The sequence below is a fragment of the Bradyrhizobium sp. genome (genome assembly GCF_004799445.1).
Lineage (GTDB): Bacteria > Pseudomonadota > Alphaproteobacteria > Rhizobiales > Xanthobacteraceae > Bradyrhizobium.
The window spans coordinates 1-9,669 of record NZ_SSNA01000191.1; the positions used below are offsets into that span (position 1 = coordinate 1).

A 9,669-nucleotide genomic window follows, 5' to 3' on the forward strand; every position below is an offset into this window, starting at 1 on the left:
CTCAGGCACGAAGCTGCGTAATATTCAGGCATCATCATCCGGTAAGAAGATCGACCCTTTGTAAGCGCTTCGGCCGCATAGGCTTGACCGCGAGGCCAATCCGTCCCGAGCAATTTGCTGCGGATCACATCGCCCTCCCACTCGTCTGGTCGGGACTTTCGGTTCCGTACGAGTTGCTCGGGAGCTGTCACCTTGATTTGCGCTTCATCCTTTGCGCGGCTCTCAAAGGCTTCATTCACAAGGCGGGCAAAGACGGCCGGAATAAATGCCTTGAAGCCGACGCCTTTGGCGTTGATGGTCGACTGATTGGCGTCGGTGACCTCAACTATCGCGTCCATTTGCGCGCGTAAAAGTCTACCATGGCGCGACGCCGGATCTACGGTCGCGGGATCTGTCCCGGTAGTCTTCTTATATGATTCAAGTGCTTGTTGCAGAACAACCTGACCACTGAGACCCTTGTCGCCGATGTTAGGGTCGTTGATACGGGGCTGGTTGCTGGATATTACCTGGCGGGCGGCGCGGAGCATATCGGCCAAACTCTTGGCGATGGCCGCATCGTCTTCCCCGTCAGCGCGTAAGGGCGCCGCAGAGAGACCAAAAATTACGATCAAGAATATCTTTAGCGCGACTGAATCGAAGGAAAGGGCCCGCTTGAACCATCGGCTCATTTAAGAACTCAGCCTCCCGAATGGCAATCCCATGGGGTCAACAGCGAAAACAATAGAACAATTAATAACAGCTTACCGAGCTACAATCGATGCTTTTTTGATGACCCGGCAGAGCTGGAGCAGGGTTCGTCGGCTCGCGGAGCCTCAAGTCTCTGTTGAGAAATGACGCCAAGGCGGCCTAAAACGGCAAAATCCACGCGACGAGGTGATCGATGAAAGACGCCATCTGTTGCGCTGCGGGAATTCGGACGTGGCAAAGCTAACCTTATCCTCGTCGGAATAAAAGTTTGCTCTCACTGCACATCCAACGAGGATTGAACCCGGGCCAGCCGGATCAGACGCCCGCCATTTCGGATGGCAGTTATTTGATGAGCGTCATCCGCGGCCGAAGGAGCCGCGTTCTTTTGTACAGTCGTGACCGATCGCGATCGCTAAGAGTTCCAATGAGCCACTCACGCGAAGGTTCGGCTACTTCCGCTTGTGACCCAACTTGGACATCGCGGGCGAGATCCAAATGGAAAGAGATTGTTAATTTCGTAGTGGTCTGATTGGGGTGCCATTGATCAAACTGATTTTGATTCGCCATGCAGCTTCTTGCTTCGCGAACGTACCCGTTTATTGATTCTGAATCGCTTGAAGAGCATCAGGCGCGCGATTCGCTTTTCCGAACAGACAACGGCGCGTTTGTACTGCACTTGTCATCTAGCCATACCCCGAATCGCGGCGACCGTCTGGTATGGCTCAATTGCCGTTCCGCGTTGATATGGATCAATAGGACCACTGAGGATTTCGGGACGGAATGGGAATCATGAATCCGGTTGTGTCCTGATTTAGCGAAAGCTCAATTATGCCCATCATATTATGAAGGTCATTGGCGCAATTTCGATTGTCGCTGTCTCCCTGTATTTCTGGGATCAAAATAATTACGGCGGATATTACAGCAGCCACCTGGGTCAGATGATCCGGGCGATAGGAGCAAGTTTCGGCTTCCATTAGGCGGCATTCAATGGTCGAAACTCGGATTGCACCTCGCTACCGCGTCATGAAGGTCGCCAAGATTGAGTTTGGCGCTACCACTATTGATTGCAAGGTCCGCGACCTGTCCCTTACCGGAGCGGCGATAGAGGTACCAAGCCAAGCTGGAATCCCAGAGAGATTCACATTAGTTGTGCCGGACGATGGATTGCATTTGCCCTGCCATGTCGTCTGGCGCAAAAAATATCGGATCGGCGTGGCTTTCGATTAGACCGCCTCAGTTGGCGACCTCTTTCGCCTTTCCAGTCGTCGCCCACGCGGTGCTCGTGTCTCCTCGAACAGTCGACGCAGCCAGTTCAACTAGCTCCAGACGGCGTCAGCCTGTGACATCATGACGGCGTGTGAGGCACTGGTGCCATATCGCGGATTGTCCGTTGGCCGAAATGTTCTGAAGAGCTTGCCTCAATAGCGAGGCAAGACCGCACCAACCCCGGTTCCCGCCCGGTTGCCAACACAGCCGGACGCTGGACGCCGCCCGCTAATTGGATAAAATCTCCCCCGGGGTTGTTGCGGGGGTTGAAAATGAGTTTCATGCAAACAAAGGATGAGCGGCTTTTGGCGTTTTATGAAAATGTTAGGCGGCAGGTCCATCTGGATATTCAAGCGGGTGGTCGATATCGGCTTATTGGTGAGGGCGTGAAACAATATGCCGACAAATTACGCGAGGAAATGGAGCGGCGGAGATTGCGATTTACGCCGATTGATTGGAATTAATAACATTATCTAAACGATGATCGGGGGGTGTAAAATGATCAAGATCAATGAACGCACAACCGCGAACATGGACGTTGTTTTGGAAGAAGTCTGCAGCCACTTGCCACACGGCGGCGATCACGCGAGCCGCAAGCACATTGCGCTAAGACTGATTCAGAGTGCGAAGAAAGGCAATGTAACTCTGGATGGGTTGCGGAATGTGGCTTATCGCGCTCTTTCTGAATTATCGCGCCGCAAATCGGCCTAGCCCGGAGACTGCGATTTACCGCGTTCGACGCCGAAGGGGCGTCACGCGCGCTTGTTTTCGGAGGACGTGACGAAAATAGTCATGCGCGACCGCATTCAACACGGTCGAGACCAATTCATCAGGTTGTAGTGCGTCACGGCGCTTTGCTTTACGCAAATATTCGGCAACATCTTCCTCCAGTTTCAACAAGCTCTCATCATCATAAATTGGCGTTGCCGATTGAAGTCGTTCACGCGCGCGCATGGTTTCGTTTCGTGAGGGCATGAGAAGTCTCCCGAGATTAGCTTTGATTGTTTGATCTTGAAGGTCGTTGCGACCAGATTCCCAAGCCCGATCAATAACGGTCGGTTTTATCGGGATGCCGGTTGAAGTCCGGTTCGGAAGATCGACCGGATAACCGACGGCGCTGTGTCGGGTTCCGGACATAAAGGGGAAAAAGCAGATCGTTCCTGTCACGGAACAACTGGTTTCCAATTTGCGTTTTATTCTCCGTCACAAAGGAGGTTCGCAAATGTCACGCCGACCGCCCTCAACGTATCTCACCGCTCATGAACTAAAACAGATAGCGGCGATCAAGTTCAATGAAGCCGCGCCGACCACGCCGGGGCCAGACCAGGCTAGGTCGGCACACCTCCATCAAAACTTCGACGATTTGAAAGGCTATCTTGAATCGAAGGAACTAGAACCGCCCAAATAAGCGCGGCTCATTGCTCTATTGGAAACCGCATGAAATTGCGTAAGAGCAAATGGTCGGTGGAAGACTCGAGAGAACTCGCCGCAATGGTCGCGGCTGGCGGCACGCCATTCCGCGCAGCGGTTAGGTTGAACCGCAGTATTTCAAGCTGCCAAATTCAGGCACGCAAAATGGGCGTGCCGTTTGAGAATTCAACGATCAGGCGAAAGAATATTTTGGCAAAATGTGCCGCGGCTGAGAAAGCATTGGCTCGCTAGCGAACGATCACCCGGCCCTTGCCCGCACATTCCTTACACGGCGCGGGATAGGTTTTTCGGCCCGGTTTTGGTTGCGCAACGGTTGGAAATCCAGTGCCGTTGCAAGCAGGGCATTTCACTTCGTGCAACTCGTCTTCGACCTTTAATTTCTTCATTAAATATGCACCCCAAAAGGGGAAGCTTACCCGTTTTGCAGTCGCACACCAACGCCTTTGCCGCTCTTGGCCTCAATGCCAGCGTCTTCAATGGCGTGGCGGATGGCTACTTCATTCTCAAGGGAGCCAAGCCGGCTGAAATGCCGGTGGTGCAACCAACCAAGTTCGATCTGGCAATAAATCTCAAGACCGCGAAAGCCCTCGGCTTCAGTGTGCCGCCCCCTTTGCCCGCGCGCGCCGAAGAGGTGATCGAAGGAAAGCGACAAATTCCGCTCGTGGCACGAAACCGACGTGCCGATGCAGTCGCCGTATGTCCGTTGCTAAGGCATGAACGGACCTGCCCCGGAAGCTGTCCGACTTCCGAAAATGACCCGAAGCGGAAGTCGCTTGGTTAATTCAAAATTGAGCACTGGGCGTGGTTTCGGTTGACGTAAGCTGGCCTTACAACCTAACTCTTTGGAGACCTGCTATCGCCCTGAATGCAGGCGCGGAGTGCTATTCGGATACGCCGGTCGGTAATCGCCGGTCGCCTCATAATGAGACGTGTTCGCTTCGGTGCAGGGTCGGAGCCACGCGGTTCGCGACCGTGAGAAGGCGTTGCGTCAGGTGTGGATGGACCGATGAGCGTTACTTCTCTTGATCCTTGGGTCGCCAAAGTGCGGATGGGCATTCTTCTGCTCGGTCTGGCTTGGCCTGCCGTCGTGTTCAACATGGGCCTCGCAGACGCGGATAAATTCACTTGGATGGCTATCGGCGCCAGCTTTATGGCGACGATATTTGCGGTGCCGCTTCTCGCGCTCGCGTTTGTATTCCCGACTTACAAGTCGCGAATAATTGCCGTGCCTCTATTGCTTGCTCTGGTGTTTTGGTGGCTTGAAAGTGGATCATCTACTTACAACGGGCTCAGTCTTCCTCCGCAAATGGGGTTGTGGATCGTGAGCTTGACCGCGCTCGCGATGCTTATCCCGGAGTTTTCAAGCGTCAAGGCGTTCTATCGGAGTGTTTTCCATCGAAAATAGCCCGGCTTATGTATCATTTTTCGAGGCTAACGCGGACGTGGTCGTGGGTATGTTGAGAAAAGTGATCTTCACCGTTCTGGCCATGGCGCTCGCTTGGGGTCTCGGCAACGTACTGTACGAAATTTGGATGTCGAGAAATATTCACGTGCCTGCCGGAAGGGGCGCTCCTGCCGCCGACCATTCATATTCCGCCGAGCACGCAAAATTCCTGTTTTACTTTTTCATGGACGCGTCGGGCGCAATTTGCGGCGTTCTGCTCACACTCGGCATGGGCTGGATGAAAAAAGGAAGGCTCTGGCCAACTTGAAAGCAGCCCGAGATTAGCAAGAAAGGTCGTGCACATTGGGCGAACTGATACTCCACCTGATGTTCTGGGCTTTTGGGGGAATAGGGTTCGCTATTGGAAAATGGATGCTCCCTCGGATTTCGGGCGGTCGATTGGTCATGCTTCCGCTCAAAGAACCAGCGGGCCCAATCTGGCCTTGGAAGCACTTACCCAGCGGACAGATCGGAGTAGAAGCCGTTTCGTTCGCGCTCATCTTGGCTTCGGTCTTTTCCGTCATCGCAATCGCGCTGTTCATTTGGTTTCTCTATTGGTTGTCGCCAGAGAAATTTCTCGGTTCGCCTTAGGCGTGCGCGAGCAGCTCTAGGAGGCCCGCTGCTGGCACGAACCGGACCAACTGGGTCGGTCTGGTGATGTCCGTTGCTCGGGGCAGACCGGAAGTGGCTGGCACATCGCCAAAGTGACGCGAATGACCCATATGCGACATTGTTCTGAGACGGAACTAATGCTCTCATGTGGTACGCAAGCCGCGCGGATCGCCTTATTGGGATGGATGATTTGACCGAGCCACATTTCTTACGTCACCCACCCGGTCTAACGCTAGGCGAGATTGCGGCCTTGACCGGTGCCGAGCTTCAGGATGTCACAAACCACTCGCAGCGAATGACAAATGTTGCGCCGATTGATCTAGCAGAGGCAGGGGACTTAACCTTCGTTGATAACGCGAAATTTGCCAAGGTCCTCACATCGACGCGGGCTGGCGCTGTATTGATAAGCAAGCATTTTCAATGTCTCGTCCCAAGCGGCCTCGACGTATTGCTCACGCCGGAGCCTTATAAGTGCTTCGTGTTGGTGGCTCGCGAACTTTATCCCGACACATTGCGTCCCTCGTCGCTTTTCGAAACAGAGGGTATCGCGTCGGGTGCATCCGTCCATCCCTCCGCCCAACTCGCGAGCGGTGTGACGGTTGATCCCGGTGCTCTAATCGGACCTCGGGCTACGGTCGGCGCTGGAACGCTGATCGGGGTCAACACTGTTATTGGACCAGACGTTCGGATCGGACAGAATTGTGCGATCGGTTCAGGGAGTTCAATCACGAATGCGATCGTTGGCGATCGAGTCATTATACATCCGGGTTGTCACATCGGCCAGGACGGGTTTGGCTACATAATGGGCGCAACGGGGCATCTCAAGGTGCCGCAGATCGGCATTGTCGTAATTGAACATGATGTTGAGATTGGAGCTGGAACGACAGTCGATCGGGGCGGGATTCGCAATACGGTTATTGGCGAGGGAACCAAGATCGACAACCTCGTTCAGATCGCCCACAACGTTGTTATTGGACGCCATTGCATCATAGCCGGTCAATCAGGGTTGAGTGGTAGCGTAACTTTGGGAGACTTTGTAGTCCTCGGAGCCAGAGTTGGTATCCGTCAGCACATTACGGTCGGCAAAGGAGCTCGGCTTGCTGCGAGATCCTCGGTTATGCGAGATGTTCCGGCCGGGGCCCTCTGGGGCGGGTTTCCCAATGCCAAGCCTCTCCGACAATTTCTGCGCGAGGTCGTTACGCTTGAGCAGCTAGCCTCCCCAATCACTAGACTACCGGCGCCTTCAATAGATAAAGCCTCGATCGTGCAGGATACCTCGATACCGGATTAGACGACGAGTTTTCGACTGTAACTTGATGGGCGGCTCAACCGGGGAACTCAGTGGAAATTCTTGCCCTCTGCGTTGGTCCTCATTGGTCTTCACGTGAAGCGCGCGGTTCAAGCAGGTGATCAAATGAGACCCATCACTTCAGTTGTTGGCACTTTTCGGACATGCCGATGCAGTCGCCGGATGTCGGCTGCTGAGGGAGGAACGGACCTACGGCACACCCCGAGCACGACATATCCAAGTTTCGCGCGGGGAGGGCGTTCTACCTTTGCACCTTGCTAAAGCCCATTTAGATGCTGCCCGTTTGGTTTTGCCGCCGAGCCGCTTGGCGTGCGATCTGTCCCATATTGATGTCTCGCAGGATGAGCGGGCTTCGGGCTGACAGGAAGGCCCTCAAATTGGACAGTCCCCCTGGCGGGACGGATTGTTGATCCGCGGGCGCACTGGATTGGACTGCTGATGCAGATAGACCCCCTACATGTTGTCGACGGATTTCTTGACGTCGGCGTCATCATCCGGACGATGGCCATTAGGCGTCGAAAAGTTGGCTAAATACAGCTCTAATTCATCCGGCTTGAACGAGAGAAGAAGACGCAGGCTTGCGCTACTTTCGGTGTGGCCTTACCATATTTTTACTGCGGCAATCGTACCGCGACTTGGGAGTTCTCTAATGGCCTGGAAATGTCCGAAGATTGTTGAAGTTCCCGTTGGCATGGAAATCAACATGTACGCTTGCGCGGCGCGCAAATAATTAGCTTCGCGAACACCTGCTGGGTCCAGGAGCAAGTTTTGGCTCGCTCCTGGAGCTGCAGGGAGGTGCGTTAGAAACCGAATTGCTGCAGTCGTATCCGAGTTTCAAAGCAACGAGAAATCCCTTTTGACCGTATTGGTCCTCGCCGATTCTGGCTTCGACCGCAGTGCGGCATCAAATGCATTGTGAAGATAATTTCCGCTTATGGCGGCAGTTTTAATTTAATCTCGGCGTCGGCTTTTTTGTTCGCCACAATTCTCATTTCAAAAACAATGAAGTATTGTGGGCAGCGTTCCACAAAATGGGCGTCGTGATGCCCCATCACCTCCCTCACGTGTAGCTTTTGCCGTTTGACAACGGTTCGAAGCGGCGCATTCATACCCGTCTTCCCCGACGGCGGGTGGGTCGCCCGTTAGAATTGGGGTATCCCAGGGAGGCATCATGAAGTTTCATTTGAAAACAACGATGGCGTTGCTGACGTTGGCCGCTTGGCCGGCTGCGGCGCAGCCGGCGCCACCGGCGCCGAGCACACTCGAAACATTAGGTGCGATGCACCAGACGGGCAGCACGGCTGATTGGCCGGAGGTGCCGCAGACCGGTGCGAAAGCCGACCAGGTCAAACAGAACCTGACCAAGATCAAGCTGCCGGCAGGCTTCCACATCTCGCTGTACGCGCTGGTGCCGGACGCGCGCCACATCGCGGTTGGACCGCAGGGCGTCGCGACCTTTGTGGGCACGCGGAAATCGAAAGTCTGGGTGGTGACCGACCGCGCGCGCGGCGGTGTGGGAGACGAGGTAAAGGAGTTCGCGCCTACCCTGCCGAAGAAGATACCCAACGGCGTATGCTTCTCGAAGGATGGGTTCCTGTACATCGCCGAGCAGAATCGGGTGCTGGAATATGCCGCGGCCGAGTTCTTCTACGAAAGCGCGGATGTCGTCGCCGGCAACGTCGTTCCGGAAGGTGATCTGATTCCCAAGGCGGACGAGAGCTATAATCACACGGCGCGAACCTGCCGGGTCGGGCCGGACAACAAACTCTACATTCAGCTGGGCCAGCCCTATAACGTGCCGGCAAAGGATAAGTTTGACCTGTACCGTAAAGTCGGCATGGGCGGGATCATCCGCATGGACCGTGACGGCAAGAACCGCGAAGTCTACGCTGTCGGACTCCGCAATCCCGTCGGCATGGACTTCAATCCAAAGGATAAGACACTTTGGACCAACGACAATCAGGTGGACGGCATGGGCGACGATATCCCTCCGGGCGAGATGAACCGCATCACCGCGCCGGGGCAGGATTTCGGCTTCCCCTGGTATGGCGGCGGTCATACACGCACCAACGAATACAAGGCCGATACGCCGCCGGCCAACGTGATCTTCCCGGAAGTCGAGCAAGTCGCCCATGCGGCGGACCTCGGTCTCATGTTCTACACCGGCACCATGTTTCCGAAGAAATACCAGGGTGCAATTTTCTCGACACAGCACGGCTCGTGGAATCGAACCGTGCCCGTCGGCGCCCGCGTGATGGTGACCTTCCTCAAGGATGATGGCCACGTCGCAGGCAAGTCTGAGCCGTTCGCCGAAGGGTGGAACGACAATGGCTATTATCTTGGTCGTCCGGTTGACGTGGCGCAGCTGCACGATGGTTCGCTGCTCGTTTCGGACGATCTGGTCGGAGCGCTCTATCGCATCTGGTACGACGGCAAGTAACACCCTGATCGGGTTGATGGTCCCCTGATACGGGGACCATCACGCTTTCCATCGTCCAAGGTCCGCGAGGGTCAAAGGTGATTTCTGTGCGTCTGAAGACGGTACAGCTTGTGCTCAGCTCACTTACGTCGCTTTCTCTTCTCGCGGCCAGCGGCAGCGTGTGCAGTGCCGGCGACGTAGAGGCCGGCCGTGCGAAGGCTCTGATGTGCCAGGCATGTCACGGCCTCGACGGTCTATCGAAGACTCCCGACGCGCCGAACATCGCGGGCCAGACCGAGCCCTACCTCGTTGCTCAGCTTCAGGCATACAAATCCGGCGCACGTAAAAACGACGCGATGTCGGTGGTCGCTCCGTCCTTGTCAGACAAGGACATCGAGGATCTCGCGGCCTATTTTTCGGCGATCGAGATCAATGTCGTCAAGATGCCGGGTCGATAGCAATTATCGGTTCGGTACATTGACGTTCGACTGCGGGGCGTAC

The 9,669-nt window shown here is 55.1% G+C and carries 13 protein-coding genes and 1 pseudogene; 11 read left to right on the forward strand and 3 right to left on the reverse strand.

The annotated features are described in order from the left end of the window. On the reverse strand, window positions 1-668 hold a 668-nt coding region (locus E8A46_RS24355; protein ID WP_291566678.1), incomplete at its 3' end, for a DUF3365 domain-containing protein. Window positions 669-1,674: 1,006 nt separating this feature from the next. Here E8A46_RS24355 and E8A46_RS24360 point away from each other — a divergent pair. From E8A46_RS24360 to E8A46_RS24370, 3 genes are all read left to right on the forward strand, one after another. After that, window positions 1,675-1,914, forward strand: coding sequence for a PilZ domain-containing protein (locus E8A46_RS24360; protein WP_291566680.1), 240 nt, complete (start codon window positions 1,675-1,677; stop codon window positions 1,912-1,914). Window positions 1,915-2,225: 311 nt separating this feature from the next. Next, window positions 2,226-2,417 (forward strand): hypothetical protein, encoded by a 192-nt coding sequence (locus E8A46_RS24365; protein ID WP_291566681.1) that lies wholly within the window; start codon window positions 2,226-2,228, stop codon window positions 2,415-2,417. A gap of 34 nt (window positions 2,418-2,451) precedes the next feature. After that, on the forward strand, window positions 2,452-2,664 hold the full coding sequence (locus E8A46_RS24370; RefSeq protein ID WP_291566683.1) for a hypothetical protein: 213 nt from the start codon (window positions 2,452-2,454) through the stop codon (window positions 2,662-2,664). A gap of 15 nt (window positions 2,665-2,679) precedes the next feature. Here the strand turns inward: E8A46_RS24370 and E8A46_RS24375 are convergent, their stop codons facing one another. Then, window positions 2,680-3,120, reverse strand: a complete 441-nt coding sequence (locus E8A46_RS24375; protein ID WP_291566685.1) for a hypothetical protein — start codon at window positions 3,118-3,120, stop codon at window positions 2,680-2,682. Window positions 3,121-3,390: 270 nt separating this feature from the next. Between E8A46_RS24375 and E8A46_RS24380 the strand changes: the two genes are divergently transcribed. The 6 genes and pseudogenes from E8A46_RS24380 to pqqA all read left to right on the forward strand — a co-directional run bounded on the left by E8A46_RS24380 (window position 3,391) and on the right by pqqA (window position 7,479). After that, on the forward strand, window positions 3,391-3,615 hold the full coding sequence (locus E8A46_RS24380) for a hypothetical protein (protein ID WP_291566687.1): 225 nt from the start codon (window positions 3,391-3,393) through the stop codon (window positions 3,613-3,615). 268 nt (window positions 3,616-3,883) lie between these two features. After that, window positions 3,884-4,024 (forward strand): annotated as a pseudogene (locus tag E8A46_RS24385) (ABC transporter substrate-binding protein); the annotation flags it as partial. 366 nt (window positions 4,025-4,390) lie between these two features. After that, the gene (locus E8A46_RS24390) at window positions 4,391-4,789 is read left to right on the forward strand and encodes a hypothetical protein (RefSeq protein ID WP_291566689.1); all 399 of its coding nucleotides are present in this window, start codon (window positions 4,391-4,393) and stop codon (window positions 4,787-4,789) included. After that, complete coding sequence (locus E8A46_RS24395; protein WP_291566691.1) at window positions 4,770-5,096, forward strand: hypothetical protein; 327 nt, start codon at window positions 4,770-4,772, stop codon at window positions 5,094-5,096. Before E8A46_RS24390 ends, E8A46_RS24395 begins: the two co-directional genes overlap by 20 nt. 525 nt (window positions 5,097-5,621) lie before the next feature. Next, entirely contained in the window at window positions 5,622-6,731 is a 1,110-nt protein-coding gene (lpxD, locus tag E8A46_RS24400) for a UDP-3-O-(3-hydroxymyristoyl)glucosamine N-acyltransferase (protein ID WP_291566693.1), read from the forward strand. Window positions 6,732-7,398: 667 nt separating this feature from the next. Further along, window positions 7,399-7,479, forward strand: a complete 81-nt coding sequence (gene pqqA / locus E8A46_RS24405) for a pyrroloquinoline quinone precursor peptide PqqA (protein ID WP_291566699.1) — start codon at window positions 7,399-7,401, stop codon at window positions 7,477-7,479. 202 nt (window positions 7,480-7,681) lie between these two features. On the opposite strand, the gene E8A46_RS24410 is transcribed toward pqqA, so the two are convergent. Further along, entirely contained in the window at window positions 7,682-7,858 is a 177-nt protein-coding gene (locus E8A46_RS24410; protein ID WP_291566695.1) for a hypothetical protein, read from the reverse strand. Between the two features lie 86 nt (window positions 7,859-7,944). On the opposite strand from E8A46_RS24410, the gene E8A46_RS24415 reads away from it, so the two are divergent. Together E8A46_RS24415 and E8A46_RS24420 are read left to right on the forward strand one after the other, a co-directional pair. Further along, the gene (locus E8A46_RS24415) at window positions 7,945-9,189 is read left to right on the forward strand and encodes a PQQ-dependent sugar dehydrogenase (RefSeq protein ID WP_291566701.1); all 1,245 of its coding nucleotides are present in this window, start codon (window positions 7,945-7,947) and stop codon (window positions 9,187-9,189) included. 86 nt (window positions 9,190-9,275) lie between these two features. After that, window positions 9,276-9,626, forward strand: coding sequence for a cytochrome c (locus E8A46_RS24420; protein WP_291566697.1), 351 nt, complete (start codon window positions 9,276-9,278; stop codon window positions 9,624-9,626). Window positions 9,627-9,669: the final 43 nt, after the last annotated feature.

Bases quoted from the DNA above. Each gene is read 5' to 3' on its own strand.
- E8A46_RS24360 (WP_291566680.1), top strand. From the start codon at position 1,675: ATGGTCGAAACTCGGATTGCACCTCGCTACCGCGTCATGAAGGTCGCC.
- E8A46_RS24365 (WP_291566681.1), top strand. From the start codon at position 2,226: ATGAGTTTCATGCAAACAAAGGATGAGCGGCTTTTGGCGTTTTATGAA.
- E8A46_RS24370 (WP_291566683.1), top strand. From the start codon at position 2,452: ATGATCAAGATCAATGAACGCACAACCGCGAACATGGACGTTGTTTTG.
- E8A46_RS24380 (WP_291566687.1), top strand. From the start codon at position 3,391: ATGAAATTGCGTAAGAGCAAATGGTCGGTGGAAGACTCGAGAGAACTC.
- E8A46_RS24390 (WP_291566689.1), top strand. From the start codon at position 4,391: ATGAGCGTTACTTCTCTTGATCCTTGGGTCGCCAAAGTGCGGATGGGC.
- lpxD (WP_291566693.1), top strand. From the start codon at position 5,622: ATGGATGATTTGACCGAGCCACATTTCTTACGTCACCCACCCGGTCTA.
- pqqA (WP_291566699.1), top strand. From the start codon at position 7,399: ATGGCCTGGAAATGTCCGAAGATTGTTGAAGTTCCCGTTGGCATGGAA.
- E8A46_RS24410 (WP_291566695.1), bottom strand. From the start codon at position 7,858: ATGAATGCGCCGCTTCGAACCGTTGTCAAACGGCAAAAGCTACACGTG.
- E8A46_RS24415 (WP_291566701.1), top strand. From the start codon at position 7,945: ATGGCGTTGCTGACGTTGGCCGCTTGGCCGGCTGCGGCGCAGCCGGCG.